33 protein-coding genes are annotated in these 19,045 nt (G+C 42.8%); all 33 read right to left on the bottom strand.

What is annotated here, in order from left to right; all coding sequences use genetic code 11:
* Positions 1 to 277 precede the first annotated feature (277 nt).
* Positions 278 to 643, bottom strand: coding sequence for a 50S ribosomal protein L17 (gene rplQ / locus CEF16_RS16860; protein WP_091587269.1), 366 nt, complete (start codon positions 641 to 643; stop codon positions 278 to 280).
* Positions 644 to 689: 46 nt separating this feature from the next.
* Positions 690 to 1,634: a DNA-directed RNA polymerase subunit alpha gene (locus tag CEF16_RS16855; protein WP_091587270.1), complete on the bottom strand. Its 945-nt coding sequence runs from the start codon at positions 1,632 to 1,634 to the stop codon at positions 690 to 692.
* 186 nt (positions 1,635 to 1,820) lie between these two features.
* The gene (rpsK, locus tag CEF16_RS16850) at positions 1,821 to 2,213 is read right to left on the bottom strand and encodes a 30S ribosomal protein S11 (protein ID WP_091587272.1); all 393 of its coding nucleotides are present in this window, start codon (positions 2,211 to 2,213) and stop codon (positions 1,821 to 1,823) included.
* 24 nt (positions 2,214 to 2,237) lie between these two features.
* The gene (gene rpsM / locus CEF16_RS16845; protein WP_091587273.1) at positions 2,238 to 2,603 is read right to left on the bottom strand and encodes a 30S ribosomal protein S13; all 366 of its coding nucleotides are present in this window, start codon (positions 2,601 to 2,603) and stop codon (positions 2,238 to 2,240) included.
* Between the two features lie 22 nt (positions 2,604 to 2,625).
* Positions 2,626 to 2,739, bottom strand: a complete 114-nt coding sequence (rpmJ, locus tag CEF16_RS16840; protein WP_026702374.1) for a 50S ribosomal protein L36 — start codon at positions 2,737 to 2,739, stop codon at positions 2,626 to 2,628.
* A gap of 82 nt (positions 2,740 to 2,821) precedes the next feature.
* The gene (gene infA / locus CEF16_RS16835; RefSeq protein WP_026702375.1) at positions 2,822 to 3,040 is read right to left on the bottom strand and encodes a translation initiation factor IF-1; all 219 of its coding nucleotides are present in this window, start codon (positions 3,038 to 3,040) and stop codon (positions 2,822 to 2,824) included.
* A 4-nt stretch (positions 3,041 to 3,044) separates the two neighbouring features.
* Entirely contained in the window at positions 3,045 to 3,353 is a 309-nt protein-coding gene (locus tag CEF16_RS16830; RefSeq protein WP_091587275.1) for a KOW domain-containing RNA-binding protein, read from the bottom strand.
* 17 nt (positions 3,354 to 3,370) lie between these two features.
* Positions 3,371 to 4,117, bottom strand: a complete 747-nt coding sequence (gene map / locus CEF16_RS16825) for a type I methionyl aminopeptidase (protein WP_091587277.1) — start codon at positions 4,115 to 4,117, stop codon at positions 3,371 to 3,373.
* The gene (locus CEF16_RS16820; protein ID WP_091587278.1) at positions 4,114 to 4,767 is read right to left on the bottom strand and encodes an adenylate kinase; all 654 of its coding nucleotides are present in this window, start codon (positions 4,765 to 4,767) and stop codon (positions 4,114 to 4,116) included. The genes map and CEF16_RS16820 overlap by 4 nt, the downstream gene beginning before the upstream one ends.
* A gap of 72 nt (positions 4,768 to 4,839) precedes the next feature.
* Positions 4,840 to 6,129 carry a preprotein translocase subunit SecY gene (secY, locus tag CEF16_RS16815; RefSeq protein WP_091587280.1) on the bottom strand — a complete coding sequence of 430 codons (1,290 nt, stop codon included), beginning with the start codon at positions 6,127 to 6,129 and terminating at the stop codon, positions 4,840 to 4,842.
* Positions 6,129 to 6,569, bottom strand: coding sequence for a 50S ribosomal protein L15 (gene rplO, locus CEF16_RS16810; protein WP_091587282.1), 441 nt, complete (start codon positions 6,567 to 6,569; stop codon positions 6,129 to 6,131). Before rplO ends, secY begins: the two co-directional genes overlap by 1 nt.
* Before the next feature lie 32 nt (positions 6,570 to 6,601).
* Positions 6,602 to 6,790 (bottom strand): 50S ribosomal protein L30, encoded by a 189-nt coding sequence (rpmD, locus tag CEF16_RS16805; protein WP_091587284.1) that lies wholly within the window; start codon positions 6,788 to 6,790, stop codon positions 6,602 to 6,604.
* Positions 6,791 to 6,803: 13 nt separating this feature from the next.
* Entirely contained in the window at positions 6,804 to 7,301 is a 498-nt protein-coding gene (gene rpsE / locus CEF16_RS16800; protein WP_091587286.1) for a 30S ribosomal protein S5, read from the bottom strand.
* A 19-nt stretch (positions 7,302 to 7,320) separates the two neighbouring features.
* Positions 7,321 to 7,683 carry a 50S ribosomal protein L18 gene (gene rplR, locus CEF16_RS16795; RefSeq protein WP_091587288.1) on the bottom strand — a complete coding sequence of 121 codons (363 nt, stop codon included), beginning with the start codon at positions 7,681 to 7,683 and terminating at the stop codon, positions 7,321 to 7,323.
* Positions 7,684 to 7,720: 37 nt separating this feature from the next.
* Positions 7,721 to 8,257, bottom strand: a complete 537-nt coding sequence (gene rplF / locus CEF16_RS16790) for a 50S ribosomal protein L6 (protein WP_091587290.1) — start codon at positions 8,255 to 8,257, stop codon at positions 7,721 to 7,723.
* A gap of 30 nt (positions 8,258 to 8,287) precedes the next feature.
* Positions 8,288 to 8,686, bottom strand: coding sequence for a 30S ribosomal protein S8 (gene rpsH / locus CEF16_RS16785; RefSeq protein WP_091587291.1), 399 nt, complete (start codon positions 8,684 to 8,686; stop codon positions 8,288 to 8,290).
* Between the two features lie 29 nt (positions 8,687 to 8,715).
* On the bottom strand, positions 8,716 to 8,901 hold the full coding sequence (gene rpsN, locus CEF16_RS16780; RefSeq protein WP_091275188.1) for a 30S ribosomal protein S14: 186 nt from the start codon (positions 8,899 to 8,901) through the stop codon (positions 8,716 to 8,718).
* A 32-nt stretch (positions 8,902 to 8,933) separates the two neighbouring features.
* The gene (rplE, locus tag CEF16_RS16775; RefSeq protein ID WP_091587293.1) at positions 8,934 to 9,473 is read right to left on the bottom strand and encodes a 50S ribosomal protein L5; all 540 of its coding nucleotides are present in this window, start codon (positions 9,471 to 9,473) and stop codon (positions 8,934 to 8,936) included.
* A 31-nt stretch (positions 9,474 to 9,504) separates the two neighbouring features.
* Positions 9,505 to 9,831, bottom strand: coding sequence for a 50S ribosomal protein L24 (gene rplX, locus CEF16_RS16770; protein ID WP_091587294.1), 327 nt, complete (start codon positions 9,829 to 9,831; stop codon positions 9,505 to 9,507).
* Between the two features lie 46 nt (positions 9,832 to 9,877).
* Entirely contained in the window at positions 9,878 to 10,246 is a 369-nt protein-coding gene (gene rplN, locus CEF16_RS16765; protein WP_091587296.1) for a 50S ribosomal protein L14, read from the bottom strand.
* A 36-nt stretch (positions 10,247 to 10,282) separates the two neighbouring features.
* Positions 10,283 to 10,546: a 30S ribosomal protein S17 gene (gene rpsQ, locus CEF16_RS16760; RefSeq protein WP_091587298.1), complete on the bottom strand. Its 264-nt coding sequence runs from the start codon at positions 10,544 to 10,546 to the stop codon at positions 10,283 to 10,285.
* Between the two features lie 23 nt (positions 10,547 to 10,569).
* Complete coding sequence (rpmC, locus tag CEF16_RS16755) at positions 10,570 to 10,773, bottom strand: 50S ribosomal protein L29 (RefSeq protein WP_091587300.1); 204 nt, start codon at positions 10,771 to 10,773, stop codon at positions 10,570 to 10,572.
* Positions 10,763 to 11,197, bottom strand: a complete 435-nt coding sequence (gene rplP, locus CEF16_RS16750) for a 50S ribosomal protein L16 (protein WP_091587301.1) — start codon at positions 11,195 to 11,197, stop codon at positions 10,763 to 10,765. The genes rpmC and rplP overlap by 11 nt, the downstream gene beginning before the upstream one ends.
* Positions 11,198 to 11,199: 2 nt before the next feature.
* Positions 11,200 to 11,859, bottom strand: a complete 660-nt coding sequence (gene rpsC, locus CEF16_RS16745) for a 30S ribosomal protein S3 (RefSeq protein WP_091587303.1) — start codon at positions 11,857 to 11,859, stop codon at positions 11,200 to 11,202.
* Positions 11,860 to 11,862: 3 nt separating this feature from the next.
* Positions 11,863 to 12,204 (bottom strand): 50S ribosomal protein L22, encoded by a 342-nt coding sequence (gene rplV / locus CEF16_RS16740; protein WP_091587305.1) that lies wholly within the window; start codon positions 12,202 to 12,204, stop codon positions 11,863 to 11,865.
* A gap of 20 nt (positions 12,205 to 12,224) precedes the next feature.
* Positions 12,225 to 12,503 carry a 30S ribosomal protein S19 gene (rpsS, locus tag CEF16_RS16735; RefSeq protein WP_091587307.1) on the bottom strand — a complete coding sequence of 93 codons (279 nt, stop codon included), beginning with the start codon at positions 12,501 to 12,503 and terminating at the stop codon, positions 12,225 to 12,227.
* A 57-nt stretch (positions 12,504 to 12,560) separates the two neighbouring features.
* Complete coding sequence (gene rplB, locus CEF16_RS16730) at positions 12,561 to 13,394, bottom strand: 50S ribosomal protein L2 (protein WP_091587309.1); 834 nt, start codon at positions 13,392 to 13,394, stop codon at positions 12,561 to 12,563.
* A 30-nt stretch (positions 13,395 to 13,424) separates the two neighbouring features.
* Entirely contained in the window at positions 13,425 to 13,712 is a 288-nt protein-coding gene (gene rplW, locus CEF16_RS16725; RefSeq protein ID WP_175488382.1) for a 50S ribosomal protein L23, read from the bottom strand.
* Entirely contained in the window at positions 13,712 to 14,335 is a 624-nt protein-coding gene (gene rplD, locus CEF16_RS16720) for a 50S ribosomal protein L4 (protein ID WP_091587312.1), read from the bottom strand. The genes rplW and rplD overlap by 1 nt, the downstream gene beginning before the upstream one ends.
* A 25-nt stretch (positions 14,336 to 14,360) precedes the next feature.
* Positions 14,361 to 14,993 carry a 50S ribosomal protein L3 gene (gene rplC / locus CEF16_RS16715; protein WP_091587313.1) on the bottom strand — a complete coding sequence of 211 codons (633 nt, stop codon included), beginning with the start codon at positions 14,991 to 14,993 and terminating at the stop codon, positions 14,361 to 14,363.
* Between the two features lie 42 nt (positions 14,994 to 15,035).
* The gene (gene rpsJ / locus CEF16_RS16710) at positions 15,036 to 15,344 is read right to left on the bottom strand and encodes a 30S ribosomal protein S10 (RefSeq protein WP_091587315.1); all 309 of its coding nucleotides are present in this window, start codon (positions 15,342 to 15,344) and stop codon (positions 15,036 to 15,038) included.
* Positions 15,345 to 15,649: 305 nt separating this feature from the next.
* Positions 15,650 to 16,840: an elongation factor Tu gene (tuf, locus tag CEF16_RS16705; protein ID WP_091587317.1), complete on the bottom strand. Its 1,191-nt coding sequence runs from the start codon at positions 16,838 to 16,840 to the stop codon at positions 15,650 to 15,652.
* 120 nt (positions 16,841 to 16,960) lie between these two features.
* The gene (gene fusA / locus CEF16_RS16700; protein WP_091587318.1) at positions 16,961 to 19,039 is read right to left on the bottom strand and encodes an elongation factor G; all 2,079 of its coding nucleotides are present in this window, start codon (positions 19,037 to 19,039) and stop codon (positions 16,961 to 16,963) included.
* Positions 19,040 to 19,045 lie beyond the last annotated feature (6 nt).

Raw genomic sequence — 19,045 nt, 5'->3', positions numbered from 1 at the left:
TCATACACTCTTGCACCTAATTAAAAAAAGGGCACAGACGTGGTAACCTAAAATAGGTTCAGTCCTGCCCTTACGGATGATTAAACGTATAGGTGGTTTTTACGAAAAAGAAATAACCAAATGTATTATCTTTTTTGAGCAGTATGCCCTCTGCCCTTATAAGTCAATCTAGCTTGCCATCATTCATGATGTACTAAAGCAGACAAAGACCGCTACATTGTACTGCAGCGTCTGTGTGTTCTGCATTAGCAGTCCCATTATTCATGATAGAAGTGACTTATACGAATTCAATGATAGCTAATTCCGCAGCATCCCCGCGGCGAGGACCTACTTTCAGAACGCGGGTATATCCGCCTTGACGTTCTTCATAACGAGGTGCAATCTCATCGAACAATTTTTGAACAGCATCTTTTCCATTTTCCTCATCTGCTGTTTCCTTACGAACGAATTGAGCTGCTTGGCGGCGTGCATGAAGATCTCCACGTTTCCCAAGTGTCACCATTTTCTCAATGACAGGACGCAATTCTTTCGCTTTTGCATGAGTGGTTTCGATACGTTCATTAATGATAAGATCTGTCGTAAGATCACGAAATAGTGCTTTACGTGCAGAACTATTACGTCCAAGCTTTGCATATGCAGACATGTATATTCCCCTCCTTTTCCGAGACACTAATTAACACTGTTGTCTTTTATTCTTCCTTACGCAGGCCAAGACCTAATTCACCTAGCTTCTCTTGAACTTCCTCAAGAGATTTGCGGCCAAGGTTTCGGACTTTCATCATATCTTCTTCCGATTTTTGCGTTAGTTCCTGTACTGTATTGATACCTGCTCGTTTTAAGCAGTTGTAAGAACGAACAGAAAGGTCCAGTTCTTCAATTGTCATTTCAAGTACTTTTTCTTTCTGGTCCTCTTCTTTTTCAACCATGATCTCAGCATTTTGTGCCTGATCCGTGAGGCCGATAAAAATATTCAAATGCTCATTCATGATTTTAGCACCAAGCGAAACAGCTTCCTCAGGGCGAATGCTTCCATCTGTCCACACATCAAGTGTCAGCTTATCATAGTTAGTAATTTGACCAACACGCGTATTTTCCACTTGATAGTTTACCCGGGCAACTGGTGTATAGATAGAATCAATAGGAAGCACCCCAATTGGAAGGTCTTCGCTGTTATTTCCTTCAGCAGGAACATAACCGCGTCCACGATGCGCCGTTAGACGCATATGAAAGTTCGCACCTTCTGTAAGTGTAGCGATGTGCAAATCCGGATTAAGGATATCAACGTCACTGTCGTGTGTAATATCTTTTGCAGTTACAACGCCTTCGCCCTGTGCGTCAATCTCAAGCACTTTCTCTTCATCGGAGTATATCTTCAAGGCAAGCTTCTTCAAATTCAAAACGATCGTAGTGACATCTTCGACAACCCCTTCAATGGTTGAAAACTCATGAAGCACCCCATCGATTTGAATTGTCGTAACAGCAGCTCCTGGAAGGGAGGATAAAAGGATACGACGCAAGGAATTTCCTAGAGTTGTACCGTAACCACGTTCTAACGGTTCTACGACAAATTTGCCGTATTTGGCATCCTCGCTTACTTCAACCGTTTCGATATTAGGCTTTTCGATTTCGATCATTCTTTAAAATACCCTCCTTCAAAACGTCCAAACTCCGGCAGAAGGCTTTCCCGTCTATCCGGAATTTTGCATTAGGCAGTCCCGATCACATTAACAGCCTTACTCGTCAACAATGCGTAAGGGGATCCGTCCTATATATGACCTTACCCATTATTGACACTTCAGGAAAATCTATACTTCTGCGGGTTAAACTCTGCGACGTTTCGGCGGGCGGCAGCCATTATGAGGTACCGGAGTCACATCGCGGATGACACTAACTTCAAGCCCTGTAGCTTGCAGAGAACGAATTGCTGCTTCGCGACCAGCACCAGGTCCTTTAACAGCAACTTCTACTGTTTTCAAACCATGTTCCATTGCCGCTTTTGAAGCTGTTTCTGCAGCCATTTGAGCTGCGAATGGTGTAGATTTACGGGAACCTTTAAAACCAAGAGCACCAGCACTTGCCCAAGAAAGAGCATTCCCCTGCGTGTCTGTAATCGTCACGATGGTATTGTTAAACGTCGAGCGGATATGAGCGACTCCAGCCTCAATATTCTTACGCTGACGACGTTTACGAGTATTAGTTTTAGCTTTTGCCATGGTAGACTTACCTCCTTTACCTTATTATTTTTTCTTGTTTGCTACTGTACGTCGAGGACCTTTTCTTGTACGGGAATTATTCTTCGTGTTTTGACCGCGGGCCGGCAATCCACGACGATGACGAATACCTCTGTAGCTTCCAATTTCAATCAAACGTTTGATGTTTAAAGATTTTTCACGGCGAAGATCACCTTCCACCGTATAATTTTCTAGTACTGTACGGATTTGAGCGAGTTCTTCTTCGGTCAAATCACGAACTCGTGTGCTTTCGTCTACACCAGCTTCTTTAACGATTTCAAGAGCACGGGATTTTCCAATTCCGTACACATACGTTAGGGAAATTGCAATTCGTTTATCACGAGGAATATCAACACCTGCAATACGTGCCATCTAGTCGACACCTCCTTTATTATTATCCTTGTTTTTGTTTATGCTTTGGATTTGAACAAATGACCATTACCGTACCTTTACGGCGAATGACTTTGCATTTTTCACAGATTGGTTTGACAGATGGTCTCACCTTCATGTCCATTTACCTCCTTAACTGCGCGGAGTACATGCGAGAGTAAACGTAGTTCGGACTCATGTCAGCCTTCTTAACTGCAATTTTATTTATAGCGGTACGTAATCCGTCCGCGGGATAAGTCATATGGCGAAATTTCCACAGTCACTTTGTCCCCAGGAAGAATTCGAATGAAGTGCATACGAATTTTTCCAGAAACATGGGCCAGAATTTTATGCCCATTTTCAAGCTCCACCCGAAACATGGCGTTTGGAAGAGGCTCTATGACTGTGCCTTCCATTTCAATAACATCATCTTTGGCCATGAATTTACTCTCCTTCCTTCAGTAATTCAGGCTGCTCTTTTAAAAAATAAAGAAGAGCAAACCTTAATTTAGCATTGGTAACACGTCCGGTTTCTTCAATACTTCTTTTGACCTCATTGGAGAGGTGCGGATAAATTTCTACATGGTTGATATTTTTCTTTTTAGCTCGGTCAAATTTACGTTTTTCTCCATCTGCTAAAAGGAGAAATCGTTCATTTAACACTCCAATGACTACCGCAAAGTTGCCAGCTTCTCGTCCTCGTTTTATACGGACAACCTGACCGACTTCAGGCGGTGATTCAGCTTCTTTCATCCAGTCATCACCTATATTCAGGCTTTAGTCAGTATTTCATAGCCTGTATTGGTTATTGCAATCGTGTGCTCAAAATGAGCACAGCTCTTGCCATCAGTTGTGACCACTGTCCAGTTATCCGAGAGCGTGTGTACATACCGCTCTCCTGCGTTCACCATTGGTTCTACGGCCAAAACCATACCCGGCTTTAAACGCGGACCCTTCCCAGGGGGACCAAAATGTGGGATTTGCGGATCTTCATGCAATTCCTGCCCAACGCCATGTCCTACGTATTCACGTACAATAGAAAAACCTTCAGCTTCAACATAAGTTTGAATGGCATGGGAAATATTGGATAAGCGCTCTTTTGGTTTTGCTTCCTTCAACCCTATATATAAAGAGTCTTCGGTTACATCAAGTAAGCGCTGATCTTCCCTGGATATTTTCCCTACAGGATAAGTCCAGGCAGAATCTCCGTGATAACCATTATACTTGGCCCCGACATCAATTGAAATAATGTCGCCCTCTTTTAAAACCCGGTCACCCGGAATTCCATGTACCAACTCTTCGTTTACTGAAGCGCAAATGCTGCCAGTAAATCCACCGTAGCCTTTAAATGATGGGATTGCCCCGTGTTGACGGATCGATTTATCCGCAATCTTATCCAACTCTTTTGTACTAATCCCTGGTTGAATGTGTTTTTGCAGTTCTTGATGCGTTATCGCAACAATTCTACCTGCTTCCCGCATTATATCGAGTTCACGATCCGTTTTACAAATAATCATGCATGAAGTCCTTTCAGCAGTTCTTCAATATCCTCAAAAACTTTATTTATATCCTGACCTCCATCGATATTACGAAGATAACCTTTTTCTTCATAAAAATCAATCAGAGGCTGCTGTTGTTCGATATTTACGTCTAAACGTTTTTTCACTGTTTCTGGCTTATCGTCGTCTCTTTGAACGAGTTCACTGCCATCTTCATCGCAGATTCCTTCAACTTTTGGGGGATTATATTTAACATGGTACGTTCTGCCTGATGTTGGAGAAATACGACGGCCGGTAAGCCGTTCCTCAAGGTCTTCTCTTGGAACATCAATATTTAAAACATAATCCAGGCTTTTGTTTAAAGAAGAAAGAATATCTTCTAGTGCTTCGGCCTGCGCAACAGTCCGCGGAAAGCCATCAAGAAGAAAACCAGCTTTGCAATCATCTTTTCCAAGTCTTTCTTTTACAATACCTATTGTAACTTCATCAGGAACAAGCTCGCCTCTATCTATATAAGACTTAGCTTCTTTCCCTAAAGGTGTTTCTTCTTTAATCGCTGCGCGAAACATGTCACCAGTAGAAATATGCGGAACTTCATACTTCTCTACAATTTTTTCGGCTTGCGTGCCTTTACCAGCACCAGGAAGCCCCATTAATATCAAATTCATGATATCTCCTCCATCATTCCGATTTCAGCCAGGGGCAAGGCGAACGTACTCACCCCTCCCCCTATTTTCTATCTATTTAATAAAGCCTTTATAACTTCGCTGTATTAATTGACTCTCAATCTGCTTCATAGTATCTAGAGCTACACCAACGACAATCAGTAAGCCTGTTCCGCCAATCTGAATGGTTTGTGGAAGCCCCATTTGTGTTGTGAAGAATACAGGAATTACCGAAATAACAGCAAGGAATAAAGCCCCAACAAAAGTTAAGCGGTATAAAATTCTACGGATATATGTTTCCGTTGTCTTCCCAGGTCGAATCCCAGGAATGTATCCGCCTTGTTTTTTTAGGTTATCTGCCATTTGTTCGGGATTAACCTGTACAAACGTATAGAAATACGTAAAGCCAATAATTAATGCTGCATAAATCACCATACCAACTGGCTGAGTGTAATCAAAATTTTGAATGACCCAGCGGGCAACTGGATGGTCTTCACCGACAAAACCAGCCACTGTTGGCGGGAAAATAAACAGCGATAATGCAAAAATAACCGGGATAACTCCAGCAGAGTTAACTTTTAAAGGCAGATGCGTTGATTGACCACCCGCAGGGCTGCGTCCAACCAAACGTTTTGCATATTGAATCGGTACTTTACGAAGGGCTTGCTGTACGAATATCACACCAACGATTATCGCTAAAACTGCAATCGCTAGTAGCAATACAGTTACAATACCCATAAAGAGCTGATCGGCATCTTCTATCTGCGTAGCATAAATCTGGTTAATTCCACTCGGAATACCAGCTGCAATCCCTGCGAAGATGAGAATGGAGATACCATTACCTACTCCTTTAGCAGTAATTTGTTCTCCAAGCCACATTAAAAATGCGGTGCCAGCGGTCATTACCAGAGCTATAAAAATGTATTTCGGAATACTTGGGTCAGGAATAAGTCCACTAAAAATGTTATTAAATCCAATAGACATTCCCAAACCTTGAATAAAAGCAAGAATTACGGTGAAATACCGAGTAAATTGAGCTAATTTGCGACGACCTGCTTCACCTTGCTTTGCCCATTCCGTAAATTTTGGAACGACGTCCATTCGCAAAAGCTGTACAACAATTGAAGCCGTGATATAAGGCATTACCCCCATAGCAAAAATGGAAAATTGCGAGAGGGCTCCGCCTCCAAATGTGTTTAAAAAGCCAAACGCATTTGCTTGGTCTGCAAAGTTTAACACATCGTTATTAGAACCGGGAACTGGAATGAAGCTGCCGATTCGAAAAACAAATAACATGGCTAGAGTGAAAAAGATCTTGCTTCTTAAATCACTCACGCGAAAAATATTTGAAATCGCGCGGAACATTAGATCACCTCGGTTTTTCCGCCGGCCGCTTCAATCGCTTTTACTGCAGAAGCAGAGAACTTATCCGCCTTAACGTTAAGCTCTTTTTCCAAACTTCCATTACCCAGAACTTTCACACCGTCTTTTGTTTTGTTGATGACGCCTTCTTTAACAAGAAGCTCCGGAGTAACTTCCGTACCTGCTTCAAAACGGTTCAATGTTTCCACATTCACGATCGCGAACTCTTTGCGGGTCGGATTTGTGAAACCACGTTTAGGCAGACGCTTGTATATAGGATTTTGGCCACCTTCAAAACCAGGACGCACACCACCGCCGGAGCGGGCTTTTTGACCTTTTGTGCCGCGACCAGCCGTTTTACCATTACCTGAAGCAGCACCGCGTCCTACACGGTTACGGGTTTTCGTAGATCCCTCTGCAGGTTTCAACTCATGAAGTTTCATGCTGACACCTCCCTATCACTTTGTTGTATCATTTATGCATCCAATTCTTTTACAGTCAACAAATGAGACACTTTATTAATCATTCCGCGTATTGCGGGATTATCTTCTTTCACCACTGTATGGTTGACTTTACGAAGACCAAGCGTTCTTACCGTAACGCGCTGGTCCTCCGGACGACCAATGAGACTGCGGCTGAGGGTGATTTCAACTTGTTTTGCCATATCGTATCCCTCCTTATCCTAACAATTCTTCAACGCTTTTACCACGTAGTCTGGCAACTTGTTCAGCTGTTTTAAGCTCAGTTAGACCTTGAATGGTAGCGCGAACCATGTTGATCGGGTTGTTGGAACCAAGAGATTTGGAGAGAATATCAGTGATACCGGAAAGTTCCAGAACAGCACGCACCGGGCCTCCTGCAATAACACCAGTACCTTCAGCAGCAGGTTTTAACAGTACATTCCCTGCTCCATAATGACCAACAATCTCATGAGGAATCGTTGTTCCTACTCTTGGAACTTCAACCATATTTTTCTTACCGTTTTCTACAGCTTTGCGAATTGCTTCTGGTACCTCTAATGCTTTACCCATGCCAAAACCAACATGGCCATTGCGGTCACCAACTACAACAAGAGCCGCAAAGCGGAAACGACGTCCACCTTTTACAACTTTAGCCACACGGTTAATGGCTACCACTCTTTCTTCGACATCAAGCTTGCTAGCATCAATTTGCATTCTTTTCCCTCCTTACACCTTAAAATTTTAATCCGTTTTCGCGTGCAGCGTCTGCAAGAGCTTCTACTCTGCCATGATAAACAAAGCCTCCGCGGTCAAACACTACAGACTCATATCCTTTTTCAGATGCACGCTTTGCAATTAATTCTCCGACTTTACTTGCTGCATCTTTATTTCCACCATTCTTCACGTCCAAATCATTTTCCAATGTTGAAGCGGCCACAATTGTTTCCCCTTTTACATCGTCAATCAATTGTGCATAAATATGCTTAGAAGAACGGAATACGTTTAAACGCGGACGCTCAGAAGTTCCTTTTACATTCACACGAATACTTGCATGGCGTTTCTTACGTTTTACGTACTTCGTTGAATTAGTGGTCATGAATCGCTCCTCCTTTCGTAAAACCGTTACCTAGACATTACTTACCAGTCTTACCTTCCTTACGACGTACATATTCATTTTCATAACGAATTCCTTTTCCTTTATAAGGTTCAGGAGTACGTACTGCACGGATATTTGATGCCGCTGCACCTACAAGTTCTTTATCAATACCTTTTACAACGACTTTTGTGTTGGAAGGAACATCGATTTCTACACCGTTTTCCGGTTCAAATTCTACCGGATGAGAGTATCCAACATTCAATACAAGTTTATTTCCAGACTTGGAAGCACGGTAACCGACACCAACAAGCTCAAGTCCTTTTTCATAACCTTTTGTAACACCTTCTACCATATTGTTAACAACACTGCGAGTAGTTCCGTGCAGGGAACGATGCTCTTTATGGTTAGAAGGTCTTTCGAATGTAATTTCGCTATCTTCAATATTAACACTAATATCCGGATGAAGATCTCTCTTAAGCTCTCCTTTCGGCCCTTTAACTGTAACGGTGTTACCGTCCATCGTTACATCCACGCCGTCCGGAATTGCAATAGGTTTTACACCAATACGAGACATTACTTTGCACCTCCGTTCTTACACTATTTATTACCAGACATAAGCAAGTACTTCGCCGCCAACTTGCTGCTTTCTTGCTTCCTTATCGCTCATTACGCCTTTAGAAGTGGAAATAACTGCGATTCCCAATCCTCCAAGGACGCGAGGAATTTCATCAGCTTTAGCATACACACGCAAACCTGGCTTACTAATGCGTTTCAGTCCAGTTATAACACGTTCATTTTCTGCTCCATATTTCAAGAAAATACGAAGGATACCCTGTTTGTTATCCTCGATATTTTCCACATCACGGACGAAACCTTCGTTTTTAAGAATTTCTGCAACTTCCTTTTTAAGGTTTGATGCCGGAAGTTCTAATTTTTCGTGACGCACAGTGTTCGCATTACGAATACGAGTCAACATATCTGCGATTGGATCTGTCATGACCATATCGATTTACCTCCTTCCCTATATCGGGCTTACCAGCTGGCTTTTTTCACGCCTGGAATTTGTCCTTTATATGCAAGTTCACGGAAACAAATTCGGCAAAGTTTAAATTTACGGATGACGGAATGAGGACGTCCGCAACGCTCACAACGAGTGTACTCACGCACTTTGAACTTTTGGGGACGCTGCTGTTTGGCGATCATAGATTTTTTTGCCAAGGTCCGTATTCCCTCCTTCATTGTTTTTTAAATTATTTTTGAAATGGCATTCCCATTTGAGTCAATAATTCACGAGCTTCTTCATCGTTTTCAGCAGTAGTGACAATGACGATGTCCATACCGCGAACTTTATCTACTTTGTCATATTCGATTTCTGGAAAAATTAATTGTTCTTTTACCCCGAGTGTATAATTGCCGCGACCATCAAATGCTTTGTTAGAAACACCACGGAAGTCACGTACACGTGGGAGTGAAACATTAATTAATTTTTCAAGAAAATCATACATACGTTCTCCGCGAAGTGTAACTTTCGCTCCAATAGGCATACCTTCACGAAGTTTAAAACCCGCGATAGATTTTTTCGCTTTTGTAATCAACGGTTTCTGACCAGTGATTTCAGTAAGCTCTTCTACAGCTTTATCAAGGGCTTTAGGGTTTTGAACAGCATCACCCACCCCCATGTTAATAACGATTTTTTCGATCTTTGGAACTCCCATCACCGAGGAGTAGCTAAATTTATTGTGCAAATGAGGCACAATATCATTTTTAAATTTCTCTTTCAGAGCGTTCATTAGGTTGACCTCCTTTCATCATCTGAATGACTTACTTATCAAGAGGCTCGCCGGATTTTTTGGCGATGCGCACTTTTTTTCCGTCTTCTTCTTTAAAGCCTACTCGGGTAGGCTCACCAGATTTGGGATCTAGAGGCATCACATTCGATACGTGAATAGGAGCCTCTTGATTAAGGATTCCGCCCTGCGGATTTTCCTGAGATGGTTTAGCGTGTTTTTTTACAATATTAACGCCTTCAACTAATACACGCTGTTGACTTGGGTAAGCTTGAAGAATGACACCTTCTTGGCCTTTATCTTTCCCAGTAATAACCTTTACTTTGTCGCCCTTTTTCACGTGGAGTTTAGGTTGAGACATAATCGCACCTCCTTAGTCAGGCATGACCGTTTTATATTCGTTTCTATTAAAGCACTTCCGGAGCTAGTGAAACGATTTTCATATATTGCTCTTCACGCAGCTCTCTAGCTACAGGTCCGAAAATACGAGTACCTCTTGGACTCTTGTCATCACGGACAATAACTGCTGCATTTTCATCAAAGCGAATGTATGAACCATCTGAACGACGAGCACCGCTTTTAGAACGTACAACTACCGCTCTGACTATTTCACCTTTCTTGACAACGCCACCAGGTGTTGCTTGCTTCACAGAACAGACGATCATATCGCCAATATTTGCAGATTTACGCCCAGAACCGCCAAGCACTTTAATGCATTGCACTTCACGAGCACCAGAGTTATCCGAAACTTTTAATCGACTTTCTTGTTGAATCATAGTCTGCCGAACCTCCCTTCATCAGAGAAAGATGTTTTAGATGATCACTGCTTCTTCCACGATTTCCACTAGACGAAAACGTTTGTCTTTAGAAAGTGGTCTAGTCTCCATGATTTTCACAATGTCACCTTTTTTTGCTTCATTGTTTTCATCGTGCGCTTTGAATTTCTTTGAATATTTAACGCGCTTTCCGTAGAGAGAATCCATTTTATAGGTTTCTACAAGGACCGAAATGGTTTTATCCATTTTATCGGAAACAACACGTCCATTGTATACTTTACGCTGGTTACGTTCAGCCATTGTCTGCCAAACCTCCTCTCATTTTAACCTTTATTGATGCCTAGCTCCCGTTCACGTAAAACGGTTTTGGCACGTGCAATATCCTTACGGACGCTGCGAATGCGGGCAGGGTTATCTAGTTGGCCAGTTGCGAGTTGGAAGCGCAAATTAAAAAGTTCCTCTTTTAGAGACTTTGTTTGTTCTTCTACTTCCGCTGTAGTCAAATCTCTCAATTCATTAGCTTTCATTTGCCTCACCACCCACTTCTTCGCGTTTTACAAACTTAGTTTTAATTGGAAGTTTGTGAGACGCAAGTCTAAGTGCTTCACGAGCGACCTCTTCAGAAACACCTGCAATTTCAAACATGATCTTACCTGGTTTTACAACAGCTACCCAGCCTTCAGGAGCACCTTTACCGGAACCCATACGGACTTCCAAAGGTTTAGCAGTGTAAGGTTTATCAGGGAAAATCTTAATCCAAACTTTACCGCCACGTTTCATGTAACGAGTCATCGCAATACGAGCTGACTCAATTTGACGATTTGTGATCCAAGAAGCTTCTAGAGCTTGAAGACCATATTCACCAAAAGAAACTTCGGTACCGCCTTTTGCACGGCCTCTCATTCTGCCGCGGTGTTCACGACGATATTTGACACGTTTTGGCATTAACATAATTATTTTCCTCCTTCCTCGTTGTTAGCACCTTTCGATGGAAGGACTTCTCCACGATAAATCCAAATCTTCACACCAAGTTTACCGTACGTTGTATCTGCTTCTGCAGTTCCGTAATCAATGTCTGCACGCAAGGTGTGGAGTGGAACAGTTCCTTCACTGTAGCTTTCGTTACGAGCGATATCTGCACCGCCAAGACGCCCGGATACTTCAGTTCTAATTCCAAGAGCCCCAGCACGCATTGTGCGCTGTATAGATTGCTTCATCGCACGACGGAAAGAAATACGATTTTCTAGCTGGCGAGCGATATTTTCTGCAACCAATCTTGCATCTAAATCAGCTTGTTTTACTTCTGCAATATTAATATGAACTCTCTTGCCAGTAAGGTCATTAAGAGCTTTACGCAATGCCTCCACTTCTGAACCGCCTTTACCAATAACCATACCTGGCTTAGCAGTATGAATAGTAATATTGACACGCTTTGCAGCACGTTCAATCTCGATTGTGGAGACAGATGCATCTTTGAGTCTGTTTTCAATATACTCACGGATTTTCACATCTTCGTGAAGCAAGTCTGCATAGTTTTTTTCTGCATACCACTTGGAATCCCAGTCACGAATGACACCAATTCTAAGTCCTACTGGATTTACTTTTTGACCCACGCATTATCCCTCCTTCTTTTCTGTTACCACAACAGTAATGTGGCTTGTGCGCTTGTTAATACGTGTTGCACGTCCCATTGCACGCGGACGGAAACGTTTTAAGGTAATCCCTTCATCAACAAATGCTTCGCTGACATAGAGATCCTCTGGTTCCATCTCATAATTATGCTCCGCGTTTGCAATAGCAGAGTTTAGTACTTTTTCGATAATCGGAGAAGCTGCTTTCGGAGTGTTTTTCAATATGCCGATTGCTTCACCGACCTCCTTGCCCCGGATAAGATCAATGACTAACCGTGCTTTACGAGGGGCAATGCGAATTTGTTTAGCAACTGCTTTAGCTTGCATTTAGAGAACCTCCCCTCTGTTTACCGTTTGGTTTTCTTGTCGTCATTTTTGTGGCCTTTAAATGTTCTAGATGGTGCGAACTCACCTAGCTTATGACCTACCATGTCTTCAGAAACGTATACTGGAACATGTTTGCGTCCATCATACACAGCAATAGTGTGACCTACAAAATCAGGGAAGATTGTAGAACGGCGCGACCATGTTTTGATAACTTGTTTATCATTGTTTTCGTTTAGGTTTTCCACTTTTTTCATCAAGTGATCATCGACAAAAGGTCCTTTTTTTAAGCTGCGACCCATGAGGAAACCTCCTTTCGTGATTGTTCTGCGATTCGTAAGAACCGCAGCTCAATCCCGTTATTTTTTACGACGACGGCGTACGATATATTTGTCCGTGTCTTTATTCTTTTTACGGGTTTTGTAACCAACTGTAGGCATACCCCAAGGTGAAACTGGTGATTTCCGTCCGATTGGAGCACGTCCTTCCCCGCCACCATGGGGGTGATCGCTTGGGTTCATCGCAGAACCACGAACAACAGGGCGCTTGCCTAACCAGCGTGAACGTCCAGCTTTCCCGACATTCACAAGCTCATGTTCGATATTACCTACCTGGCCAACAGTAGCGCGGCAAGTAGAGAGAATCAAGCGAGTTTCTCCAGAACGAAGACGTACAAGTACATACTTTCCTTCTTTACCTAGTACTTGTGCTTCAGCACCTGCAGAGCGTACCAATTGAGCTCCGCGGCCTGGTTTCAATTCGATGTTGTGAATAACTGTACCAACTGGAATGTTAGTAAGTGGAAGAGCATTACCAACTTTAATATCAGCATCTGGACCAGATTCGATCTCTTGACCTACTTTTAGTCCTTTTGGAGCCAAAATGTAACGCTTTTCCCCATCAGTATAGTGAATAAGTGCGATATTAGCAGAACGGTTAGGGTCATATTCAATAGTTGCGACCCGGCCCGGCACTCCATCTTTATCACGCTTAAAATCAATCACACGGTAATGACGCTTATGACCACCGCCTTGATGACGAACCGTAATCCTCCCTTGATTGTTGCGTCCAGCTTTTTTATGAAGCGGCTCAAGCAATGATTTTTCAGGCTGGTCTGTTGTAACTTCTGCTTGTAAGTTAACTGACATATGGCGGCGACCATTTGTAGTCGGTTTATACTTCTTGATAGGCATAATTGTTTCCCTCCTTCACTCGTTGATTGTTTATACGCCTTCGAAGAATTCGAGTTCTTGACTATCTTCTGTCAATGTCACTACGGCTTTTTTACGCTTTGGCTTATAGCCAGTGTAGCGTCCGAAGCGGCGGAATTTCCCTTTGTAGTTGAGTGTATTAACTTTATCCACTTTCACTTCAAAGATTTCTTCAACGGCCTTTTTGATTTGTGTTTTATTTGCTTTCACGTCAACTTCAAACGTATATTTTTTCTCATCCATAAGATCAGCAGAACGTTCAGTGATGACGGGGCGCTTAATTACGTCGCGTGCTTCCATTATGCGAGCACCTCCTCTACCTTCTCCACTGCCTCTTGCGTGATCACAAGTTTATCGTGTTTTAGTAATTCTAATACATTCACGCCATCAACAGTTGCGAAGGTCACTCCAGGAATATTACGTGCTGACAATGCTACTTGCTCATTATAGTCTGCCGTTACTACCAATGCTTTTTCGTCCACAGACAGACCAGATAATATGTTAACCATTTCTTTTGTCTTCGGCGCTTCAAGCTGCAGGCTATCTACTACAACGATAGCTTCTTCTTTTACTTTCGTGGAAAGTGCAGATTTGATAGCCAAGCGGCGGACTTTCTTTGGTAGTTTATAGCTGTATTGACGGGGAGTTGGGCCGAATACGACTCCTCCTCCAACCCATTGAGGGGAACGGATGGACCCTTGACGAGCTCGTCCAGTACCTTTCTGGCGCCACGGTTTACGTCCGCCTCCTCTACGTTCAGAGCGGTTCTTCACTTTATGAGTTCCCTGACGAAGGGATGCCTGATGCATCACGACAGCATCATGAAGAACTGTTTCATTTGGTTCAATACCAAAAATAGTATCAGCCAAATCAATGTCGCCGACCTTTGAGCCGGTCTGGTTTAACAATGCTACTTTAGGCATGATGGAGCCTCCTTTCTTTCAATCATTATTTAGCTGTTTTTACAGCACTCTTTACCGTTACATAACTTTTCTTTGCTCCGGGTACATTACCTTTAATGAGCAGCAAATTACGTTCTGGATCAACTTTTACAACCTCCAGATTTTGTACAGTTACTGTTTTACCACCCATACGTCCAGGGAGCTTTTTACCTTTTAACACGTGGTTAGGATCAATTGGACCCATTGCACCAGGTCGACGGTGATAGCGAGAACCGTGGGTCATTGGTCCGCGGGATTGGTTGTGACGTTTAATCGCACCTTGAAAACCTTTCCCTTTGGATGTTCCAGTGATATCCACTATTTCTCCATCAGTAAATGTATCTACCTTGACTTCCTGACCAACTTCGTAATCTCCGCTGTTCACTTCGCGGATTTCACGTACGTAGCGCTTGGGAGCTGAACTTGCTTTGTCAGCATGGCCTTGTTCAGGCTTGTTAGCGCGATTTTCTTTTTTGTCAATGAAACCAAGTTGAATCGCTTCATAACCATCAGCTTCTGATGTTTTTGTTTGAAGCACAACATTCGGCTCAGCTTCAATGACTGTGACCGGAAGAAGTTCACCATTCTCGTTGAACAACTGGGTCATGCCAATTTTTCTGCCCAAGATTCCTTTGGTCATCAGTCACACCTCCTAAAATTATTTATCATTTATTTCAATATCTTAAAGTTTAATTTCAATATCTACCCCAGATGGCAGATCTAAACGCATTAGAGCATCGACCGTCTGCGGTGTTGGACTTACGATGTCAATCAAACGTTTATGTGTGCGCATTTCAAACTGTTCACGAGCATCTTTATACTTGTGAGTTGCACGAAGCACTGTGTATACAGACTTTTCCGTCGGAAGCGGAATTGGTCCTGAAACACCTGCACCAGAGCGTTTTGCTGTTTCAACGATCTTTTCGGCAGATTGATCTAGTACACGATGATCATAAGCCTTTAAACGAATGCGGATCTTTTCTTTTGCCATTATGAGCCCTCCTTTTCGCCCGATTTTTTAACAGACATACTCCGTGAAAATTTTCCATCCTCCCGGCCATGGCAAAGGGTCCGGGTGTGTCGGTAACCTTTCACATCATCGCCCTAACCACAACTGTATCTAAAATGTTATTTCCATATCAATTAAGACACAGTCCGTGGTCACACTTTATCTATTATAATGATTCATGCTGCTAAATGCAAGAAGTTTTTAAAATTCCTTTAAATAAGTTACTAAAACGAATTTTAACTATAATAAAAAACCCCATCTCGAGGACGGGGTTTCTGCTGTAGAAATTATTTTTCAATTGTAGAAACAACGCCGGCACCTACAGTACGTCCACCTTCACGGATGGAGAACTTTGTACCTTCTTCGATAGCGATTGGTGAAATCAATTCAACAGTCATTTCTACGTTATCGCCAGGCATAACCATTTCAACGCCCTCTGGAAGGTTGATTACGCCAGTTACGTCCGTCGTACGGAAGTAGAACTGCGGGCGATAGTTTGTGAAAAATGGAGTATGACGTCCACCTTCTTCTTTAGAAAGAACATAAACTTCAGCTTTAAAGTTAGTATGTGGAGTGATGCTTCCTGGTTTAGCAAGTACTTGTCCGCGTTTGATGTCTTCACGGTCAATACCACGAAGAAGCGCACCAATATTGTCCCCAGCTTCTGCGTAATCTAGAAGCTTACGGAACATTTCAACACCTGTAACAGTTGTTTTTCTAGCATCTTCATCGATACCAATGATTTCAACTTCATCACCAACGTTAAGCATACCGCGTTCTACACGTCCTGTAGCAACAGTCCCGCGTCCAGTGATGGAGAATACGTCCTCAACAGGCATCATGAATGGCTTATCTTTGTCACGATCTGGTGTTGGGATGTAATCGTCTACTGCTTGCATGAGATCAACGATAGCTTGCTCATGATCAGCGTCACCTTCGATGGCTTTCAATGCAGATCCTTTTACGATCGGTACATCGTCGCCAGGGAAGTCATATTCAGAAAGAAGGTCACGAACTTCCATTTCTACAAGCTCAAGAAGCTCTTCATCGTCAACCATGTCTGTTTTATTTAAGAAAACAACGATAGAAGGTACACCTACTTGACGGGAAAGCAAAATGTGCTCACGAGTCTGAGGCATTGGGCCGTCAGCAGCGGAAACAACAAGAATTGCTCCGTCCATTTGTGCTGCACCTGTGATCATGTTTTTAACATAGTCAGCGTGTCCTGGGCAGTCTACGTGTGCATAGTGACGAGTATCTGTTTCATATTCTACGTGTGCAGTAGAAATTGTGATACCACGTTCACGCTCTTCCGGTGCTCCGTCAATGGAGTCATAAGCCATTGCTTCACCTGTACCGGATTTTTTATGAAGAACTGTGGTGATAGCAGCAGTCAATGTAGTTTTACCATGGTCAACGTGGCCGATAGTACCTATGTTGGCATGCGTTTTGGAACGATCAAACTTTTCTTTAGCCATTATTAATTTCCTCCCTTAATACAGGTAAATTATATGGAAGCCAGAAAGGTGTACCTAGTAGTAGGGTCACCTTCCTTAGCTTACAATAAAACATTTTTACAAACAATCATTTTTAGAGAATTATTCTCCACTGTTTTTCTTAACAATTTCCTCTGATATGTTCTTTGGTACTTCTTCGTAATGGTCAAAGAACATAGTGTAGTTACCGCGTCCTTGTGTATTGGAACGAAGGTTTGTCGCGTACCCAAACATTTCAGCAAGTGGAACAAATGCTTTAATAGCTTGAGAATTACCGCGAGCTTCCATACCGTCCACACGGCCGCGTCGTGAAGTAATGTCACCCATTACGTCACCCATGTATTCTTCAGGAACAACTACTTCAACTTTCATAAGCGGTTCTAAGATAACAGGCTGACACAGATTCTTAGCTTTTTTGAGCGCCATGGACGCTGCAACTTTAAACGCCATTTCGTTGGAGTCGACATCGTGATAAGAGCCGTCAAATAGTGTAGCTTTTACATCAATCATCGGATATCCAGCTAACAAACCATTTTGAAGTGCTTCTTCAATACCTTGCTGTACAGAAGGTACATACTCACGCGGTACGACACCGCCGACAATTTTGTTTACAAATTCAAAGCCTGCTCCTTCTTCGTTTGGTTCAAATTCTACCCAAACGTGTCCGTACTGACCGCGTCCACCAGATTGACGAACGAATTTACCTTCGCATTTACCAGCAGCACGAATTGTTTCACGATATGAAACTTGCGGCGCACCGACAGTCGCTTCCACTTTGAATTCACGCTTAAGACGGTCAACAATAATATCTAAGTGAAGTTCGCCCATACCCTTAATAAGAGTCTGACCCGTTTCTTCATCTGTTTCTGTTTGGAATGTTGGGTCTTCCTCAGCCAGTTTAGCTAATGCAATACCCATTTTGTCATGGTCTGCTTTAGATTTTGGCTCAACAGATAAAGAAATAACCGGTTCAGGGAACTCCATAGATTCAAGAATAACTCTATTTTTATCATCACATAGAGTATCACCAGTACCAGTGTCTTTCAAACCAACACCAGCGGCAATATCCCCAGAATAAACCGTAGAGATTTCTTCACGTGAGTTGGCATGCATCTGGAGAATACGACCAACCCGTTCGCGTTTTTCCTTGGTAGAATTACGAACGTATGAACCGGAATCAAGTTTACCGGAATACACACGGAAGAATGTAAGTTTACCCACATACGGGTCTGTTGCAACTTTAAAAGCTAGTGCAGAGAAAGGCCCGTTGTCATCTGCTTTTCTTTCAACTTCTTCATCACTATCTGGAAGAATCCCTTTAATTGGAGGAACATCCAGTGGTGATGGAAGATAATCAAGAACAGCGTCGATCATAAGTTGAACACCTTTGTTCTTAAACGCAGAGCCGCATAGAACAGGATAGAATTCAACATCCAACGTACCTTTACGAATTGCAGCTTTCAATTCATCAGTGGTGATTTCTTCACCCTCAAGGTATTTCATCATTAAGTCTTCGTCGAGTTCAGATACAGCTTCTACTAGCTTCTCACGATATTCTTCTGCTTGAGCTTTGTATTCATCTGGAATATCGCGCGCTTCCGTACGGGTACCGAGATCATCCATATAGTAATAAGCTTCCATTGTTACTAAGTCGATAATCCCCTCAAAATTGTCCTCTGCACCAATTGGAAGCTGTACTGCAGCAGCGTTTGCTCCAAGACGATCACTTAACGTACCTAAGGAGTAGATGAAATCCGCACCTACTTTGTCCATCTTATTAACAAAAACAATACGCGGGACATGATAAGTTGTAGCCTGACGCCATACTGTTTCTGTTTGAGGCTCAACCCCTGACTGAGCATCGAGTACTGCTACCGCTCCATCTAATACACGAAGAGAACGCTCCACTTCTACAGTGAAGTCGACGTGTCCAGGAGTATCAATAATATTAATACGGTGATCTTTCCATTGTGCTGTCGTTGCAGCAGAAGTGATCGTGATACCGCGCTCCTGTTCTTGAGCCATCCAGTCCATTTGGGAAGCACCCTCGTGTGTTTCCCCAATTTTATGGATACGGCCTGTGTAATAAAGGATACGCTCTGTAGCAGTAGTCTTACCGGCATCAATATGAGCCATGATACCGATATTACGAGTCTTTTCTAAGGAGAATTCTCGTGCCATGGACTT

Source organism: Alteribacillus bidgolensis (assembly GCF_002886255.1).
Lineage (GTDB): Bacteria > Bacillota > Bacilli > Bacillales > Marinococcaceae > Alteribacillus > Alteribacillus bidgolensis.
This window is presented reverse-complemented; position numbering and strand designations above follow the sequence as displayed.